Here is a 17,952-nt window from a genome sequence, read left to right as displayed (position 1 = left end):
AGGCCAAAAAATACCGTCGTCGGGACTACATTTATGATGGGTATGCCCGAGTCGATAATCCTAGCCGGTGGGGATTACGGCGCAATGGATATTACGTGCGAGCCGGAAACTACGTTTACGAAATAAACCGTGAAACTTATGAAGTGTTGAACCTGATAAGGGCAATCGCTGATGTCCTGAATTGAGTGCATTGGTGGTTTCTCGCACTAAATTCAGTTTGCAGTCATTCGGTCGAATTGCCAGATTCGAAGGGATGGACCTGCGCAAGACCTCAGTTGTGGCGAAGAATTCATCTAAACTGCGTCTATGGTTGGCCCGAACGGGGCTTTGGCAAAGCCTTCGCCACGGACTTTTTTGCTTTCTTAAGCAACTCGGGATTTGCAAAGCTCAGCTGGGAACGTCCGGTTTGGGCCATAGACCCGTCACAAGCAACCATTTAACCGACAGCAGCTTTGTCCGGAGGCTGTGTGAAAACTCTGACCGGTCGGCGAAACATGCCGAAAACTCCTTTTATGTGCATTCTCTCGCGCTTCTGAGAGACCATTCGCACAGGCGCTGAAAACGAGCGCGACGAGAGAGTTCGTGAGAACTAGCACCTAGAAGCTTATGATGCCTTCAAAAGGAAACAGACATCATGAACTCTCAAGCTTTAGGTGAGTTCACAAGTGATTAGAAAATACAAAACAACTCCATGCGTTCGGCTACTCAATTCCCGTTGGGAAGGACGGCCGTCGACTGTGGCCCAGGCAATTGTAAAAAACGAAGTGAGTCGTCCGGCATCACCCAGACTGCGAAGAGAAGTGTGACCCGGAAGAGTGAATATGGCCCCTTACAATCAAGGAAATCGAGCTTGACCCAAACGCTCAATTGGAGAAACGGACCTTGAGCTCTAAGCTCAAATGCTTCAATGGCATCCCGATCTCTGGACATTCACAACAAAGGCGCACGCATTTCATTAGTCCCTGATCCCGCCGAGCCAGGCACTTGTCGCTTCAAGCCCTTTGCGCAAGACAGAAAACATCTGCTCAATTTCACTTTCGCTAATCATTAGGGGCGGTGAAAGAACACACATGTTGATCACAGGTCGAACAAGTAGCCCACGTTTCTGGCATTCAATATCGATTTGGCCGCCAATCTCGTAGTCGCATCCCAGGTCGCTCCGGGGATCACCATCAACTGAGCATTGAACGCATCCCATCAACCCCATCCCGCGCACATCGGCAACGATGTCAATCTGACGCAGCTGCTGTAGTTGATCCTGAAATACCGGAGCGACGTTCCGAACGTGTTCGAGAAGCTGTTCCCGTTCAATAATTTCCATACTTTTTAGACCAGCGGCCGCGCTGACCGGGTGGCCAGAATAGGTGTAACCATTAGAAAAGGTAGCATCTTTTCCCGCAACGTCGGCGATCAATCTATCCGAGATAACCGCGGCGCCCATAGGTGCATACCCGGATGTCATTCCTTTGGCACAGGTGATTATGTCTGGCTGAATGCCAAAAACTGCATCAGACGAAAACCAATGACCCAATCGCCCAAAAGCTGTCACCACTTCGTCCGAGATATATAGAACATCATACTTCCTGCAGATGTTTAGGCAGCCTTCGTGATATCCTTTTGGCGGTACGATCACGCCGCCAGATGCCAGAACAGGTTCGGCGATAAAAGCGGCAACATTTTCTGGACCAAGTGCCACAATGGCGTTTTCAAGATCGGAAACCTTCTCTTTCAGAAAGCTCTCTTCGCTTTGACTAGTTGCACGGTAGAGCGGATTCACGTCAGGCAGGAAATGTGCGAGGTCATCCGCCTTGTCTAGCCAAAGCCTGTCACGCTCTTTTCCACTGACGCTGGCCGCCAGATAAGTGCTTCCGTGATAGGCTTTTTGCCTTGAAATGATCTTCTTTTTCTCGGGCAGACCCAAAAGGTTGTTTCGAAAGTGGACAAAGCGGATGGCCGTATCCACCGCAGTGGAACCGCCAGTGGTAAAAAAGACATTGTTCAAGTCGCCCGGCGCCCGTTTGGCGATTTCGCGTGCGAACCGCGCGGCAGTCGAGTTGGAGTTGTTAAAGGGCGAGAAATAGGCAAGGTTCCGAGCCTGCTCAGCCATGGCCTCGGCCATCTCCTCGCGCCCATAACCGATCTGGGTGCACCACATGCCGCCCGGTCCATCGATCAAGCGTTCGCCTTTTTCGTTCACCACATGGATGCCGCTGGCACCTTCGATAAAAGTGCGGTCGTTTTCGCCCAAAGTTGCCATCCCTTCCCACGGGTGCAGGAAATGGTCGTTGTCCCAGTGCTTGGCGATAGAATTATCCACGGCGGGCCATACTTTCTGCGCTCATCACAATTGGGAACTCTTCGCGCACCTGAGCGTCTGAAGCGCCGAAGTAGTTGGGGAAATGGCTGTCGAGAATGGAATTGGCCTTGTCACGGGCGCGGTCCAATAGATCAGTTTTGCCTTCGTTTTCCCATGTATCTGTACGCTCACGATCCATGAGCCGCGGGTAGACAAATTCGGTGTTCATATAGTTCAGCGTGTGTGGGTTGCCGAGGAAATGACCTGGGTCGATGGCGCATTGGTGGATCACATCCACCGCCATGGTTTCATCTGTGACTTCTATCCCGCGTAATGATCGCAGGATCATACCACCCGCTTCGTCATCGATAACCATGCTTTCAAAACTGCATCCCATCAGGCTGCCGATCATACCGCCAAACTCGCAAAGGCGATTGGCACCGGCATGTGCGGCAAGTGTGAAGGTCAGCGCCTTTTCCAACCCGTATTGCGCGTCGGGTATTTTGGCATCGGTCATGCCTGCGCCAACGGATGTGGGCAGGCCATAGAAATTGCCCATCTGAATGGCCGCTGCCCCGATGAGAGCCTGTTCACCGCTGCCGCCGGTAAACGACCCGCTGCGCAAGTCCGTGATGAAGGGCCAGGCGGCAAAACAGACCGGGCAGCCCGGCGTAATGAGGTTTACAATGGCAACGCAGGCCAGTGTTTCGGCCACGGTTTGAACCAGTGTTCCCGCAAGCGTCGCGGGGGCTGTGGCCCCGGCCTGAGGAGGCACGGCCAGATCGACAGTCAGACCAAGCTTGGCGGTATCAATCAGGATTTCCATGTTTTCCTTACCGATCCGCAGGGGCGAAACCATGGGGCAGCCACCAAAAATGACGCTTGGCTTTTTCATGAAAGCGCCTTCACCACCCTGAGCCAAATCAAACATGCGGATGGCGTGCGGGATATGGCTGCGGTCGCGAAAGGTCAGACAGGCAGGCTTTTGGCTACCTGCGAGCATCGCATATATGGTGTTCATGTCGTGAGCGAAATCATCTGTCACGTCGGTGGCCAACACCGTGTCGCCCAGCATATGAATATTGTCCAAACGGTCAACCAGGCGAGTGAAATCATAAACATCGCGCAGGACCGAAGGGCGATAAGTTTTGGTCTCGGAATCGAAGGTGGTGACGGCGGTGCCAGAGTTGGCGAAATAGACACTCTCTGCCTTGCAATGCATGTCGTCTTTGCCTTCACGCTCTCCGCGGGCATGGACGTAAAATTCCCTGGCAGCACCAGCCAGAATGTCTTCCATCAGGGCACGGGGGAAGCACAGTCGATTGAGGTCATTCATCACCGCGCCCTTGGGCAGCACCAGATCAAGCAGTTCCGGGAAATGGTCGGTGACGCCGGTGTTTTCCAGAACGGTCAGGGCCGCTTGGTGGATGTTCTCCATATCTGATTGGGTCAACGGCTTATAGCGCCCGCCGCTTAAGCCTCCACGCACGGCCTCGTTGCCCGTGGTCGCCTGTTGCACCTTTATGCGCGCGGCGCGCCCACCACCACCGCGACGGCGTGATTTTGCCTCAGCCATTACCGGCCATCCTTTGTTCTGGTTCCGGGCTGATCATGGTGAAATAGAAATCGTAAAAATCCTGGATCGAGGTTTCCATTTCGCCCAAGGGGCCCGGTTGGAAGTATTGAGAATTCACGCCGGACTGGTTGTGGCGAATGATGCGCTCGTCATCCAAAGAGGTGACATGCCAAAGCCAGGTCAGGTCTTCCTTGTCGTAATCCTGGCCTTCTTCGGCGTCAGCGCGAACCAGCCAGACCACCTGAATGTCGGTTTCCTGTAGGCCACGTGGAACAAAGCGGTAACCCACCATGTGATCCGAATAGATCAGGAACCAATTCAATGGACCAATATCAAAGTCAGTTGCGCCACCGTCGAAGCCTTTCAGCGCTCCAAGCAATGGCGCAAGCGCCTCGCCCGATTTGCTGCCGGTTTTGTAACCTTGGTAAAGCGGGTAGCGCCGATAGTACCCGCTGGTGAATGGGGTGGGCGCAGCCTCGCCAACAAGCGCCAATTCATCGGGCGTCAGCCCGACTTCTACAGCCCTTGCATTCAGCGGCTCGACCAAGCCAGCCATGTCTTGTGGCGATTTCAGGCTATGAGAGCGAGAGTATTCTTTGTGTGCTGGTCCGCAGTGGTAGCATTCAAGATAGTTCTCAACCGCCAGTTTCCAATTCGCTGGAACCGGAAATGACGCCGTATGCGCAATTTTCAAGTCGTCTAAACCATAGGGTTCGACCAAAGGCGCAAGTTGGCTGAGGACAGGATCAAGCGATGGCGTGTTTGCATCGGCACAGACAAAAATCAGGCCTTTGAAGACACTCACCTGAACGGGAAATAGCCCGAATTTGGATGGGTCAAAGTGTTCTCCCATGTTGTGGCCCGCACGAAGTTTCCCCGATAGCTCATATGTCCAAGCGTGATACGGGCAAACAAGAACACGGGAGTTGCCGGATTGTTCAGTGCAGACGCGAGATCCCCGATGCCGACAGACGTTCAAATGAGCGCGAACTTCTCCTTCGCGGTCGCGAACAATAATGATGCTCTCCGGGCCATAGTCGAACAGAAAATAGTCTCCGGGGTTTGGGATTTGGCTGACATGCCCGGCCCAAAGCCAGTTACGGTTCCAGACCTGGGCAATGTCATAGTTATAGATGTCTTGCGAGGTATAGAATTCACGCGGCAGCGCGTGGCCGTACTGGTGCGAGGCCATCAAAGCATCTAACTCAAACGGTCGGCTGTTCATCACGTATCCTCCAAATCGATTATCTCGCGGCGAAACCAATCCTTGTCTGCTTCTGCCTTTGGGCGTTCAAAATCGCGTGCCGCGCGGTGGCCTGCGAAGACTGCGTCCACGATCAACCCCGGAGACGCGGCATCGCCAATAAGTTCGAGGGTTTTCAAACCGATCCCGTGCAAGCTGTCATAAAGCGCTGTCTCTCGGTGGCGCTCGGTAACCAGAATTGTCGAGGCACACGGAATATCCGTTTCGCGTCCGGTAAAGGCGCACCCGATGCGCGCCACATCACCTTCTATCGTCGTCAGCACCTGATTGCAGCGAATGTCGACGCCAAGTTCGATCAGGCGGGCCTGAATGCGAGGCTGCTCCAAAGTATTTACGGCGTAAGCAGAGACCAAACTCTCCGGCGTGACAAAGACCACCTGGTATCCTGCAGTCGCCAGCTTTTCGGCGATTACCCCTGCCAGATAAATGTGGTCATCATCATAGATCATCACCGGGCCATCCGGGGGCAAAAGGCCGTTCATAATATCATCAGGCGTCAACACTTTGGCGGTTTGCTCGATCTGAGGCATATGGCGCTGCGTGCTACGGCCCATGCCGTCGGTACGCCAGTGGCTGCCGGTGGCCACAAAGACATGTTCGACGCCAAGCTCTGCCACCTGATCGCCATCAAGCCTGCTGTTGGTGAACAATTGGACATTACCGCGCTGCTTCAGATCATTCAGGCGATAATCGACGACGCGGGACCAAGCCGCGAGGCCGGGAAGTTTGCTTTCCATTGCAACACGTCCACCAAATTCAGCTGAGGCTTCGGCCAAGGTCACCTGATATCCTCGCCTTGCCAACTGCGTAGCGCATTCAAGACCAGCAGGGCCACCGCCAATAACCAAAGTATCCGCGTTGCTCTTTTTCGGCGCGATGATCTCGGGGTGCCAACCACGCCGCCATTCCTCGCCCATGGTCGGGTTTTGGGTGCAACGGATCGGGATGCCCAGATTGTCAGATGAGACGCAGATATTACAGCCGATGCATTCGCGGATTTCGTCAATGCGACCCTCTTCAATCTTTTTGGGAATGAATGGGTCCGCGATGGAAGGTCGCGCCGCTCCGATGAGGTCGACAATTCCCTTTTTGACCATCGACAGCATCATGTCGGGGGACGTCAGGCGACCGACACCAACCACAGGTTTCCGTGTGATCTGTTTGACGTGCGACAGAAACGCGTTCTGATATCCGTCTTCTGGCTGAAAACGGGTTGTCGCACTGTCATTGGACCAGTCGGCTACATTCACATCCCATAGGTCAGGAAGATCGGCCAAAAGCTCGACCACGGCACGGCCTTCTTCTGAAGCCTGCATGCCGTCAGCGCCCACCATCTCATCAATGGCAAAACGGAGCGCCACAGCGCAGCTGTCACCTACAGCTTCGTGGGTATCTTCCAGCAGTTCGCGTGTCAGGCGCACGCGATTTTCAAGCGACCCGCCATATTCATCACTACGCTGGTTCATATGCGGCAGCATGAAATGTTGCGCCAAAGTCATGTTGTGTCCGGCATAGACGTAAATGATGTCAAATCCGGCATCTTTCGCGCGCAGGGCGGCCTCGCGGTGCCAGCGGCGGAACTCGCGAATATCAGCTTTGTCCATGGCCTGCGCCTGCTTGGGATGCGTCGTATCGACAGACATCTCGGAAGGTGCAAGAACCGGAGCCCGGGTCAGCAGGTTCTGCGCATGGTTGCCATTGTGCACCAGCTGGATAGCTGCCAGCGCACCATGCGCATGTACCGCATCCGTCATCAGCCGCAATGCGGGAACATCGCGCCCGTCCCATAGCCGCCCCTCGGCGTAAGGAGACAGGTCTGAGGTTGGGTGAATCTCGGTCTCCTGATTGGAAACCACCGCCCACCCACCTTCGGCTTTCATCCCACGAACGGCGGCATCCGCCCGCGGTCGGACATGCCCCAGCCCGGTGCAATGTGGCACCTGATAAAAGCGATTTCTGGCTGTGACTGGTCCAATCTGAACCGGTTCAAAAAGCAGAGCATATGGGTTCGCGTTCGACATGTTCACGCGTTTTCCTGTATCTGGGATCCGGAGCCGTAAGGCCCCGGAAAAGTGGTTGTGTTAGAAGCCGGCTTTGATCCGTTCAAATTCTGCCAGCATTTTCGCCTCAAGCTCGGGATTCACCGCATCAAAGAACAAACTGCCTTCGAAGAAGCTTTTAGGGTCAGCAAAACCATAGGCTTCGATGTTGGCCTGATCGGCAACTTCGAACGCTTTTGCGTTGGAATGTGGGTAGCCCCAGTTGTCGATGATGTACTGACCGCTGGCAGGGTCAGTGAGCGCGTTCAACAGATCGTAGACCTGATCGACCGGAGTCGTGGAAGACTTCAGATGCACGTAACCGCACGCCCAAGTCGCGATGCCCTTATCGACATCACGCATCATCGCGGCAGGCACTTCGTTCCAGATCAGGTTCAGTTCTGACTGGTTCCAGGCCCAACCCAATTCGATCTCACCGCTGGTCATGGCCTGATCAAATTGACCCGCATCGGACCAGTAAAAGCGCATGTTCGGGTGGATCGAGCGCAGGAAATCAGATGCTTCCTTGAACTGCTCGTCGCTCAGATTGGTATAATCGTCGGCGTTTCCAGTGGCCAGCGCAGCCAGGGCGTACGCAGATGACGCGGCATCCGGGACGGCGATCTTGCCTGCATAGGCCGGGTCCGCCAGCATTTGTAGCGAAATATCATCGCCTGAGATTTTGTCGGTGCGGTAGATAAGGCCCGTGTTCCCCCACTCGAACGGCAACATGTAAAGCTTGCCGTCTAGGACGATGGCGTCGACTTCCTTGATCTCGGGCAGAACATCGGCCCAGTTGGTCAGTTTGCTTTCATCCAGCGGCTGGATCAGGTCGGCTGCGACCCATTTCCGGACCGCGTCAGAACAAGGATGCGCCAGATCAGCCGTGAAACCCGAACTTAGTTTCGTAAAGGCTTCTTCCTGACTTCCGAAATAGGAATAGCTTGGTGCCTCATTCCCGTATTTTTCCATGTAGCTGGCAAAGAACCCGGGATCTTCATATCCCGACCAGTCAAAAACCGTCAGATCGGCGCCACCTGCTATGGCACTTCCCGTACTTATCGCCGTCGCACATGCGAAGGCCGCAATTCCCTGAAGTCTCATTTTATCCTCCCACTATTTTACTTTGTGTCTGTACCTAGATCGATCACGCTTGCCCCCTGAAGCCCCAGCCAAACTGCGTCGCCGCGTTTGAAATCGACCGTGTGGAAATAGTTTGGAACTGAGACCGAGATTGGTTTCTCAGCTCCCGCCACCCGAATGTGGTAGTGAATGTTCTCGCCATAAAAAGCGACGTTGCTGACAGTGCCCTGAACCGTTGATGGATAGTCTTCGGGCTTTTCAGCAGCGATTTCCAATTGTTCCGGGCGAATACCGATGTTCATGTCTTTAGAGCTGGTCGCAACGTTGGGATTTCTCTCAATCTCAATCCGCCCGAAGGCGGCTGCATCGATCGACAACATATTGCCGGATTCGCCCAATAACTGGGCAGGTAGAATGTTCATCTCACCGATGAAACTGGCCACTTGCTGATCACAAGGCCGGGCATAAAGCGTGGTTGGTGTGTCCACCTGCTTGAGCCGTCCATTGAACATCACGCCAATACGATCGGACATGGTCATCGCCTCATATTGGTCATGGGTGACCATCACAAAGGTGATGCCAAGCGATTGCTGCAGGTTGCGCATTTCAAACTGCATCTGTTCGCGCAGCTTCTTGTCGAGTGCTGACAAGGGCTCGTCCAGCAACAATACTTTGGGTCGCATGATCAGCGCGCGGGCAAGCGCCACCCTTTGCCGCTGCCCACCCGACAATTCACTAGCGCCGCGATCCTGAAGACCTCCTAGCTCGACCATTTCCAGGGCTTCGGCTACGCGCTGGTCGATCTCTGCCTTGGGGGCCTTGCCCCGTAATCCATAGGCCACGTTGTTCCCGACGTTCAGGTGCGGGAAGATGGCGTAGCTTTGAAAGACCATGTTTGTTGGGCGGTTGTTGGCAGGCACACCTTCCATATCCTGACCGTCGATCAGCACAGTGCCCTCGGTCGGTTCCTGGAAACCCGCGATCATCCGCAATACCGTAGTCTTGCCGCATCCCGAGGGGCCGAGGAGTGAGAAAAACTCGCCCTCTTTGAGATCGAGATCGATCCCGCTGGCCGCCAGGAATGTGCCATAGCGTTTCTCGACGCCCCTGAGTTCTATGATGTTTCTGTCTGTCATCGGACCTCTGATGCGGATGAGCGGCGGCGGAAGTACTCGGCCAGTACCAAAAGCAGAACCGAGGTGAGCAGCAGGATAGAGCCCAAGGCCAAAACGTTTGGAAGCTTGGCGGGGAAACGGATCTGGCTCCAGATATAGACCGGCAGGGTTGGCTGGTTGCCGGACAGGAAAAAGGCCAGGACGAACTCATCGAAGCTAACCGTAAAAGTGACCAGCATACTGGCTATGATACCGGGGGAAACGACCGGCAGTGTCACGCGGCGGAAGGTTTCGAACACGCCGACGCCCAGATCGTAAGATGCCTCTTCCAGCGACGCGTCGAAGTCATCGAACGCGGACTTCAAGATCGAAACGGAAAATGGCAAGGCGAGGAACGTATGGCCCAGAACAACGGTGAGCAGAGATGGTTTGAGACCGAGAAACAGAAACAGAACCAGCATTGACGAAGCCACGATAATGCCCGGAATAACCAAAGGCAGCATCACCAGTCCTTCAGCTGCACGCTGACCCCGAAAACGATAGCGAACAAAGGCACGAGCAGCAAAAAGCCCCATAGCGGTGGATAGAAGTGCGACGACCGTGCCGACACCCAGCGAATTCCAAAGGGCCTGGATCAACGTATCCTGCTCGCCCAGCTTCCGATACCAGTCCAGCGTCCAGCCCTTGATCGGAAAGGCAACGATTGTACCGCTGTTGAACGAGAACAAGGGCAGGAAAAGGACCGGCAGGTACAGAAAAACCAAATACAGGAAAGCGTAAGCTGTCAGGGTCGAAGGACGTTTCATCTGATCCGCCTCCCAAGCCGGGTGGCGGTAATGACAAAGACAATGGCGACGAAGCCAACCGACAGCATTGCGATCAGTGACAGCGTAGCTCCGAGCGGCCAATTGTTTGCGGCACCAAACTGGACCTGAATAAGATTGGCAATCATCTTCCCGTCCGATCCGCCGACCAGTGCGGGCGTTACGTAGTCGCCGACAGTCGGAATGAAGATGATCAGGCAAGCAGCAATGATCCCCGGGATCGTCAGCGGCAGCGTCACCCGCATGAAGCGTTGCAAAGGGCTGTTGCCGAGGTCTGTGGCGGCCTCCAACAGACTTGGATCGATCTTCTGCAACGAGACATAGATCGGCAGGATCGCAAAAGGGGCCCACGCATGAGCAAGCGTCAGCACGACTGCGAATTCATTATAAAGCAAGAAGTCGAGCGGTTCGTCAATCAGACCAAGCATCAGCAGTGCAGAATTCATCACCCCGTTGAACCCAAGGATGAGTTTCCAGGCAAATACGCGCAGCAGATAGCTGGACCAGAACGGAATGGTGATGAGCAGAAGCCAGATGGTCTTTTTCCGGGCCTTCATCGCGATGAAGTACGCAATGGGATAGGCCAATGCGACAGTGACTACCGTAACTGCTCCGGCAATCCAGATCGACCTTAGCATTAAGTGTCGAACCAGCGGATCAGCAAACGCGTCGCTATAGTTTTTCAACGTCGGTGTCTTGTCGAGCGTTACGTAGGTTTGGGTCCAGAACGAATAGGCAATCAGGATCACCAAAGGCGCCGCCACCAGAAATCCCACGTATGCCGTGGCTGGTGCGCTGAGGGTATAACCCCGGGACGCTTCGCTACGAAAAATCACCCTATCTCCCATCTCGGTACTTACGAGTCGCTAATGGACGATCGTCCATTTAATGTTGCGCCAGAAAGGCCTTTCGTGTCAATCTCCCTGTGAGCGGCCCATATGAGAAGACCCTAAGATAATGGAATCATTGAATAGAGTGACAGATCCTAAAGGAAGAAAGCGTAGTTCGAAGCGCGATCCAGAAGCCAACAGGCAGCTTCTGATCAAGGCGACACTGGATACTATTGCTGATATTGGAGTCACCGATACCTCGGTCAGTCGCATCTGCGAGCGCTCAGGTCTGTCGCGCGGAATGATCCATTTGCATTTCGGGGGGAAGGACAATTTGCTGACCGCTGCGGCCCAGCATTTCAGTACTGAGTATTATGCCGAGATGGACAAAATGACCGATCTGGGCTCGGATGCATCGCCCGAAGACCGAGTGATGGCTGTGATCGAGGCGGATCTGTCCGAAGCTTTGCTCAATCCACGAAGTACGAAAATCTGGCATGCATTCCGAGGCATCGCAAGTTCACACCCAGGTATTGCCCGATACAGCAGCACTCAGGACCCCAAACTTGTCGAGACTTTGCGGCGTGCGTTCTTGGAGATAGCCCAACAAAACGAGCAAGATCCGAACTTGGTGGATGATGCCACCAGCGGAACTCTGGCCTTGCTGGAAGGTATGTGGGTAAATTACCTGACCGATATGCAGATGTTTTCGCGACGACGCTCTGCGGAACTTATTCGAAGGTTTTTAGGCGGGCTTTTCCCAGGCAAATTCATGTTATGAGCCTTGGCGACGCTCAGATTGGACGTAGAGACAAAACCCCTTCTTGGAAAGCCGACAACCGGTACTGGTGATACCCCCAGCTACTAAGCGCCATCCAGCCGAACACGCGACCTATCCATTGCCCAGCAGGGCATTGCAACGCAATGTCCCGAGAGGGATTCAGCCAGAGCCGTCCTTTCATCGGTTGTTTTAGGGGCACTTTCAGCCCCTCTCGTAGCCAAAGCCTTTCAATTGCGTATTCCCAGTCGATTGCCGCTTGGATCCCAATAGTGCTGCCGCCCAATCTTGTAGAGAATTAGCGATGGGGCATGGAACCATCAAAGGCAAAAAGCGTGAAGACCTCCGAACATCGTAGCGGTTTCTGCCTTTGGTGAGAACTTTTCAAGGTTGATAGCTATGAAGCAACAACGAGTCCTGATCCTAGGTTAGTGTTGGCTAAAGCAGTGGAGAAGGTTCATGCCATGGCGTCAACAGGGCCTTCTTGCAAAGCTGGCGCTAAATTATCTCAGGCTTCAAATCCTGGAATCAGAGCGGTAGGAAATGAAGTCGCGTTATCAGGCTGATCGACACATCAGATTTCGCGAACCTTGGATCAAAAATTGCCACCGGAATTGGATGCCGCACCAAAGAAAATGTGCCGCCGCTTGTGTCGCTTCGGCGCTTCAAATCTCGTAAAGGTGCTTCCGGACAGTTGGATCGATCCTATTGCTTTGGGCAGGGTAGATACCGCAGGAGGCAATGGCCTCGCGTGCTGATACGCGCTCGTGCAAGCGCTTCCAGATTGTTTTGGCTGCGTAGGGGTGCGGGTATGGGCGCCAGGCGACGCCCATGGTCATGCCGCGCAGATATTTTAGTTGCTGGCGGTGTGCGGAATACAAAATCGTATTGGCGACGCTGCCTTCGCGCGCCAGCTCATGTTCGGTCACGAATATCCTGTTACCCCGCATCGTCACTAGACCAGAGTAACGCGAAATCTGGTGTGTGCTCTTGTCTGGCGAGGTGGCAATTTCCCGGGATCGAATAGTGAACAGTCCGTCACTTTCCTGAATTCGGATCAGGGAACAAAAAATCTTACCTTCCCAGGACGGCGTGCAGAAATAGGAATGATAGAAGCCTACGTAACGTCGCAGGTTTTTTTGCTGGCCCCGAAAAGGGCCCAGAAACGCGTCCGTAGGTGTATTCCCGGCTTGTGGCAGAGCACGCTTGAGCATTCGTTCGAAACTTGCTGTTTCCGCGAATAGGTCGGCTTCTGTCAGGTCGAAATGACGCGCAATACGGCGCATGTTGTGAGCAGACGGCAGGCTGGCGCCGTTCAGGTAGCGATTGAACTGCTGTCTGTTGACGCCGATATCTCGGCAAATCTGCGAAATGTTCCCATGCTCTGCGCATAATGATCGCAGGTTGGCAGAAAAATTCTCTGACATAGGCAAAACCTTTCGCGTTCTGACGCTATATCACGACAATTCGCGTCAGTTCGCGCAAGATCGCACAATTTGTTTTATCTGCAAATCGGTTTCTTCTTCGGCATCACTTTGCAACAGACAAGCGACCAGATGCCAATTGAACCTATCGAAAACACATGGATCACGCTCGCCGACGGGCGACGGTTGGCTGCGCGCATCTGGTTGCCCGAATCCAGTCCCGCCCCTGCAATTCTGGAATACCTGCCTTACCGCAAACGCGACGGCACCGCGCCAAGAGATGAAACGACACACACCGTATTTGCCGACGCAGGTTATGCCTGCGTCCGGGTCGACATCGCGGGCACCGGGGACAGCGAAGGGCAGTTCGACGACGAATACTCCGAGCAGGAACTGCGCGATGGTGAAGAGGTCTTGGCCTGGATCGCCGCGCAGGATTGGTGCGACGGTCATATCGGGATGATCGGAATATCGTGGGGCGGATTCAACGGCCTGCAACTGGCCTTTCGGCAACCACCTGCTTTGAAGGCCGTTGTCAGCGTCGCCTCGACCGTGGATCGCTATGCGGATGACATCCATTTTATCGGCGGGTGCCTGCTGAGTGACAACATGAACTGGGGCAGCCAGATGTTTGCCTATTTGACCCGCCCCGCTGATCCGGACCTTCGTGCAGACTGGCGAGAGGACTGGCTGGCTCGGCTAAAAACCGTTCCATTCTCTGCCGCAGATTGGCTGCACCATCAAACGCGTGACGCGTTTTGGAAACATGGATCGGTTTGCGAGGATTGGTCTGCGATCCAAACCCCCGTTTTGGCAATCACCGGCTGGGCAGATGCTTATGTCAATGCGCCCCCGGCTTTGGCGGCAAGTCTGACGGTGCCAACCAAAGCCATCATCGGGCCGTGGGAACACCGTTATCCTCACATCTCTAAACTTGATCCTGCAGACTTTCATTCCGAAGTGATCGGCTGGTTTGACCGCTGGCTGAAGGGGCAGGAAAATGGGGCCGAGGACCTGCCCGCGTACCGAACGTACATGCAGGAGCATTTTAATCCGACGGCGCACAACTCTGCCCGGCAAGGTCGTTGGATTGCCGAAACCACCTGGCCGTCGCCGTACGTGTCCGAACAGGTCTGGCATTTGACACTCGGCGGGTTTTCGCAGGAACCGGCGGCAAATACGGTTTCAATAGCCTCGCCCAGTCATGTCGGCGGGGAAGGCGGGTATTTCTGCGCTGGCATGCGGATCGACAATGAACTTGCAGGCGACCAGGCAAGGGATGATGCCCTGTCGGTGTGTTTTGACAGCGCACCGCTGCAAGCCCCGCTGGAACTGCTGGGCCGCGCAAAGCTAAAATTCCGGTTCTCGGTGGATCAACCCGTTGCCCAGCTTGTCGCAAGGCTGTGCGATGTCTCGCCCGAAGGAGTATCGCAGCGCATCAGCTATCGTCCGTTGAACCTGTGCCACTACCGCAGCCACGAAGCGCCCGAAACCCTGCAACCGGGTGAAATCTATGAGGCCGAGATTGCCCTAAATGAGTGCGCGCATCATCTGCGCGAGGGTCACGTGTTGCGACTCGCGCTGACGACGTCGTACTGGCCGATCGTTTGGCCATCGCCCCGTTCGGCCGAGGTGACTTTGCACTTACAGGAATGCGCCCTGCATCTGCCGGTGCGCGGCGTCACGCACGAGGTTCAAGCCTCGGAACCTGGCCCGGCGCAGGATTATCCGGTTCTTGCTGCTGAACAATTGCGTCTGCCATCCGCGCAATCCGAACGCATCATGACTGACAATGGTCGGATCGTTCTGGAGACATATGATGACTATGGCAAAGCGCGCGATCCCTACCATGATCTGACTGTCGGTAGCGACGTGCGCATGCACTACGGCATTCACCCCGATGATCCGGCATCCGCATGTTTCGAGACCGCCTGGAATTTCACCTTCGAACGAGCGGATTGGCAGGTCGCCATCTCAACCGAATGCCGGATGACCTGCGACACGCAAAATTTCTATCTCTACCGCAAACTAAGCGCCACTGAAGGTGCAGATGAAATCGAAGTTTTGACGAAGGAATGGTCCGAAACCATTCCGCGCGGGCTTCTGTGACTTAATCCAAGGGAGGATACTATGAAGATCGAATGGACAAAGGCCAATGTAGGTCGGCGGAGGTTCCTGAAAGGTGCAACGGCGCTTGGGGCCGCTACGGCGCTTCCGATGGGATGGGCGAACCGTGCGCTTGCTGCAGATGACGGCGTGCTGCGGGTGCGAGCCTATGGCGATGCGCAGAACATGGACCCAGCCCATTCTGTTGGTGTCGTTGAAGAAGAGGTTCATGCCTCGATCTACAACAAGCTGATCCAGTACAAACCAGGCGAGGAATGGGGCTGGCAGATGGATGCCGCCACGATGATCGAGCAGGTCGATCCGACGCATATCAAATTCGCGTTGCGTGACGATATCGGGTTCACCAATGGATTTGGCGCCATGACAGCCGAGGACGTCAAGTTCAGCATGGAACGGATCGTGGACGACGCGACCGACAGTCCGAACAAGCCCGATCTGGGGCCATTCAGCCATGTGGATGTGACCGGTGAGCGTGAAGGCACGATTGTACTGAACAAACCGTTCGCACCGATCTGGTCGATCGCCCTTCCGTACATTACCGGCAACATCGTGTCGAAATCCGCGGTCGAAGCCGCCGGTGGCCGGATCGGCGCTGATCCGGTTGCGGAATCCGGTCCTTACCTGCGCGACAGCTGGTCGCCCAAGGAAAAGACTGTTCTTAAGCGCAACCCCGACTGGAAAGGGGACGCGCCCACTTGGGACACCGTCGAGATCTATCCGATCGATGATGAAAACACCGCCGAGATCGCTTTTGAGGCCGGTGAACTGGACGTCACCCGCGTGTCGCTGGGTTCGGTCGAACGGTATCGTGCCGGGGTTCCCAATGGTGGATCGCTGGTCGAGAAACCGTCGCTTTATTATGTCTGGATGGGCATGAACGTTGAGCATCCAAAGCTGCAAAATCAAAAACTGCGGCAGGCGATTCAGCACGCGGTGGATGTCCCCAGCATTCTGGAGGCGGCGTATTTTGGTGCTGCTGAGCCATCAACCGGCATCATCGCACCGGGTCTTGCTGGGCATCGGTCCTCTTCGCTTGTGCCACCCGCGGCAGACTTTGAAAAAGCGGCGCAGTTGCTAGCGGAGTCCGGTGAAACCAACGTCACGCTGACCCTAGACACGTTGAACAAGACGACCTTCACAACAACCGCTCAGATCATTCAGGCGACATTGGCGCAGATCGGGATCACGGTTGAGGTGAACGTTTTGGAATCCGGTGCATTCTGGGCGTCCGGCGACAATGAAAACCTGCAGCTCGTTTTGAACCGTTTTTCGATGACCCCAGATCCGTATTATGCGACGTCGTGGTTCACGCCTGAACAGATCGGAAAATGGAACTGGGAACGCTTTAGCAGCCCGGAATTCAACGAAATTCACGAAACTGCGGCTGCGGAAACGGATATCGCAAAGCGGGCGGAAATGTATCAGCGCGCGCAGGATCTAATGGAAGAAAGCGGCGCCTATCGCTTCATCACCCATGAGGCAACGCCGGTTATTCACAGCGCTCGCGTCATTCCCGCATTGCGGCCAGATGGCCTGTCGTTGCTTCGCTATTTCGGCAAGGCGACCTGACCTCCCCAGGTCGACCGGGTACGGCGGGCGCATAACGCTCGCCGTGCCAAATTGAACGCCATCAAGCCACAAGGAGCCAGTTGGCCATGCTAAGTTTTGCAACCCGTCGCTTCGGGCTGTCGCTGCTTATCCTGTTCGTGGCGGTCACCGTCATGTTCCTGATGATCCGCGCCGTGCCTGGCGATCCGGTCCAGATCATGCTGGGCCCGCGTGCCACGCCCGAACTTCAGGCCCAACTCACAGCGGCGCTGGGGCTTGATCAACCGATCTGGAAACAGCTTTTGATCTTTTACGGAAACCTTTTGCAGGGTGACCTTGGAACCGATGTTTTCTCGGGCCGTTCCGTGACCGATATCGTGTTCCAGCAATTGCCGTTCACGCTGGAACTGATTTTTGCATCAATCCTGTGGTCTGCAAGCCTAGGTATTGCACTTGGTGCTTATGCGGCGGCGCATCCCAACACGCTGATCGACCGGATCGCCGCCGCAATATCCGTCAGCTTCGTGGCTGCCCCGGCCTTTGTTGTCGCGCTTTTAGCGCTGCTGGTATTCGCCGTGCATTTGCAATGGTTTCCCGCCATCGGTGCCGGAGAGGGGTTCTGGGACCGCCTCGACCATCTGGTTCTGCCAGCCTTTGCCATCGGCCTCAGCTGGGTCGGCTATATTGCTCGACTTGTACGCGCTTCGATGCTCGAGGTTATGGGCGAAAGCCATGTGCGCACCGCGCGCGCCTTTGGGATCGCCGAGCGTCGCGTGGTCATGGTTTATGCACTGCGGATCGCCATTTTGCCGGTCGTTACCGTGATCGGGGTAGGGATGGGCTTTCTTCTCAGCTCCGCCGTTTTTGCAGAAATTGTCTTTGCCCGACCGGGTCTGGGCAAACTGGTGATCGATAGCATCACCACCCGAAACTACCCGATTGTTATGGGTTCGGTCCTCATATCAACGGCGTTGTTCGTGGTGTCGACCGCGTTGGCAGACCTGATCAATGCGTTGCTCGACCCACGCGCACGCACGGCTCATTGAGG

Annotated in this window: 13 protein-coding genes; 4 read left to right on the top strand and 9 right to left on the bottom strand. The window is 55.1% G+C overall.

Annotated elements, in window-relative coordinates; translation table 11 throughout:
* Positions 1-955 precede the first annotated feature (955 nt).
* The 8 genes from AC2FJF_RS12035 to AC2FJF_RS12000 are packed head-to-tail and all read right to left on the bottom strand — an operon-like array spanning position 956 to position 11,045.
* Complete coding sequence (locus AC2FJF_RS12035; protein ID WP_496725615.1) at positions 956-2,317, bottom strand: aminotransferase; 1,362 nt, start codon at positions 2,315-2,317, stop codon at positions 956-958.
* Positions 2,310-3,872 (bottom strand): trimethylamine methyltransferase family protein, encoded by a 1,563-nt coding sequence (locus AC2FJF_RS12030; RefSeq protein ID WP_496725614.1) that lies wholly within the window; start codon positions 3,870-3,872, stop codon positions 2,310-2,312. Before AC2FJF_RS12030 ends, AC2FJF_RS12035 begins: the two co-directional genes overlap by 8 nt.
* Positions 3,865-5,097, bottom strand: a complete 1,233-nt coding sequence (locus AC2FJF_RS12025; RefSeq protein WP_496725613.1) for an aromatic ring-hydroxylating oxygenase subunit alpha — start codon at positions 5,095-5,097, stop codon at positions 3,865-3,867. Before AC2FJF_RS12025 ends, AC2FJF_RS12030 begins: the two co-directional genes overlap by 8 nt.
* On the bottom strand, positions 5,097-7,157 hold the full coding sequence (locus tag AC2FJF_RS12020; RefSeq protein WP_496725612.1) for an oxidoreductase: 2,061 nt from the start codon (positions 7,155-7,157) through the stop codon (positions 5,097-5,099). Before AC2FJF_RS12020 ends, AC2FJF_RS12025 begins: the two co-directional genes overlap by 1 nt.
* Positions 7,158-7,217: 60 nt before the next feature.
* Complete coding sequence (locus AC2FJF_RS12015; RefSeq protein ID WP_109310916.1) at positions 7,218-8,279, bottom strand: extracellular solute-binding protein; 1,062 nt, start codon at positions 8,277-8,279, stop codon at positions 7,218-7,220.
* Between the two features lie 17 nt (positions 8,280-8,296).
* Positions 8,297-9,394: an ABC transporter ATP-binding protein gene (locus AC2FJF_RS12010; RefSeq protein WP_496725611.1), complete on the bottom strand. Its 1,098-nt coding sequence runs from the start codon at positions 9,392-9,394 to the stop codon at positions 8,297-8,299.
* Positions 9,391-10,179: an ABC transporter permease gene (locus tag AC2FJF_RS12005; RefSeq protein ID WP_109310914.1), complete on the bottom strand. Its 789-nt coding sequence runs from the start codon at positions 10,177-10,179 to the stop codon at positions 9,391-9,393. Before AC2FJF_RS12005 ends, AC2FJF_RS12010 begins: the two co-directional genes overlap by 4 nt.
* On the bottom strand, positions 10,176-11,045 hold the full coding sequence (locus tag AC2FJF_RS12000; protein ID WP_496702811.1) for an ABC transporter permease: 870 nt from the start codon (positions 11,043-11,045) through the stop codon (positions 10,176-10,178). Before AC2FJF_RS12000 ends, AC2FJF_RS12005 begins: the two co-directional genes overlap by 4 nt.
* A 109-nt stretch (positions 11,046-11,154) precedes the next feature.
* Between AC2FJF_RS12000 and AC2FJF_RS11995 the strand changes: the two genes are divergently transcribed.
* Positions 11,155-11,808, top strand: a complete 654-nt coding sequence (locus AC2FJF_RS11995) for a TetR family transcriptional regulator C-terminal domain-containing protein (RefSeq protein WP_496725610.1) — start codon at positions 11,155-11,157, stop codon at positions 11,806-11,808.
* Between the two features lie 662 nt (positions 11,809-12,470).
* On the opposite strand, the gene AC2FJF_RS11990 is transcribed toward AC2FJF_RS11995, so the two are convergent.
* On the bottom strand, positions 12,471-13,232 hold the full coding sequence (locus AC2FJF_RS11990; RefSeq protein WP_496725609.1) for a helix-turn-helix transcriptional regulator: 762 nt from the start codon (positions 13,230-13,232) through the stop codon (positions 12,471-12,473).
* A gap of 129 nt (positions 13,233-13,361) precedes the next feature.
* Here AC2FJF_RS11990 and AC2FJF_RS11985 point away from each other — a divergent pair, with 129 nt between their 5' ends.
* The 3 genes from AC2FJF_RS11985 to AC2FJF_RS11975 all read left to right on the top strand — a co-directional run bounded on the left by AC2FJF_RS11985 (position 13,362) and on the right by AC2FJF_RS11975 (position 17,950).
* Positions 13,362-15,338 (top strand): CocE/NonD family hydrolase, encoded by a 1,977-nt coding sequence (locus AC2FJF_RS11985; RefSeq protein WP_496725608.1) that lies wholly within the window; start codon positions 13,362-13,364, stop codon positions 15,336-15,338.
* Between the two features lie 21 nt (positions 15,339-15,359).
* Entirely contained in the window at positions 15,360-16,925 is a 1,566-nt protein-coding gene (locus AC2FJF_RS11980; protein ID WP_496725607.1) for an ABC transporter substrate-binding protein, read from the top strand.
* Positions 16,926-17,011: 86 nt separating this feature from the next.
* On the top strand, positions 17,012-17,950 hold the full coding sequence (locus AC2FJF_RS11975) for an ABC transporter permease (protein WP_108859860.1): 939 nt from the start codon (positions 17,012-17,014) through the stop codon (positions 17,948-17,950).
* Positions 17,951-17,952 lie beyond the last annotated feature (2 nt).

The sequence above is a fragment of the Ruegeria sp. CDSB013 genome (assembly GCF_059611165.1).
The sequence above is the reverse complement of the archived record's forward strand: the minus strand, read 5'-3'. Positions and strand labels throughout refer to the sequence as shown.

What these genes read in the sequence shown, in the direction of transcription:
- AC2FJF_RS11990 (WP_496725609.1), bottom strand. Translation starts at nt 13,232, where the DNA reads ATGTCAGAGAATTTTTCTGCCAACCTGCGATCATTATGCGCAGAGCAT.
- AC2FJF_RS12025 (WP_496725613.1), bottom strand. Translation starts at nt 5,097, where the DNA reads ATGAACAGCCGACCGTTTGAGTTAGATGCTTTGATGGCCTCGCACCAG.
- AC2FJF_RS12030 (WP_496725614.1), bottom strand. Translation starts at nt 3,872, where the DNA reads ATGGCTGAGGCAAAATCACGCCGTCGCGGTGGTGGTGGGCGCGCCGCG.
- AC2FJF_RS11975 (WP_108859860.1), top strand. Translation starts at nt 17,012, where the DNA reads ATGCTAAGTTTTGCAACCCGTCGCTTCGGGCTGTCGCTGCTTATCCTG.
- AC2FJF_RS12010 (WP_496725611.1), bottom strand. Translation starts at nt 9,394, where the DNA reads ATGACAGACAGAAACATCATAGAACTCAGGGGCGTCGAGAAACGCTAT.
- AC2FJF_RS12020 (WP_496725612.1), bottom strand. Translation starts at nt 7,157, where the DNA reads ATGTCGAACGCGAACCCATATGCTCTGCTTTTTGAACCGGTTCAGATT.
- AC2FJF_RS12015 (WP_109310916.1), bottom strand. Translation starts at nt 8,279, where the DNA reads ATGAGACTTCAGGGAATTGCGGCCTTCGCATGTGCGACGGCGATAAGT.
- AC2FJF_RS12005 (WP_109310914.1), bottom strand. Translation starts at nt 10,179, where the DNA reads ATGAAACGTCCTTCGACCCTGACAGCTTACGCTTTCCTGTATTTGGTT.
- AC2FJF_RS11985 (WP_496725608.1), top strand. Translation starts at nt 13,362, where the DNA reads ATGCCAATTGAACCTATCGAAAACACATGGATCACGCTCGCCGACGGG.
- AC2FJF_RS11995 (WP_496725610.1), top strand. Translation starts at nt 11,155, where the DNA reads ATGGAATCATTGAATAGAGTGACAGATCCTAAAGGAAGAAAGCGTAGT.
- AC2FJF_RS12000 (WP_496702811.1), bottom strand. Translation starts at nt 11,045, where the DNA reads ATGGGAGATAGGGTGATTTTTCGTAGCGAAGCGTCCCGGGGTTATACC.
- AC2FJF_RS11980 (WP_496725607.1), top strand. Translation starts at nt 15,360, where the DNA reads ATGAAGATCGAATGGACAAAGGCCAATGTAGGTCGGCGGAGGTTCCTG.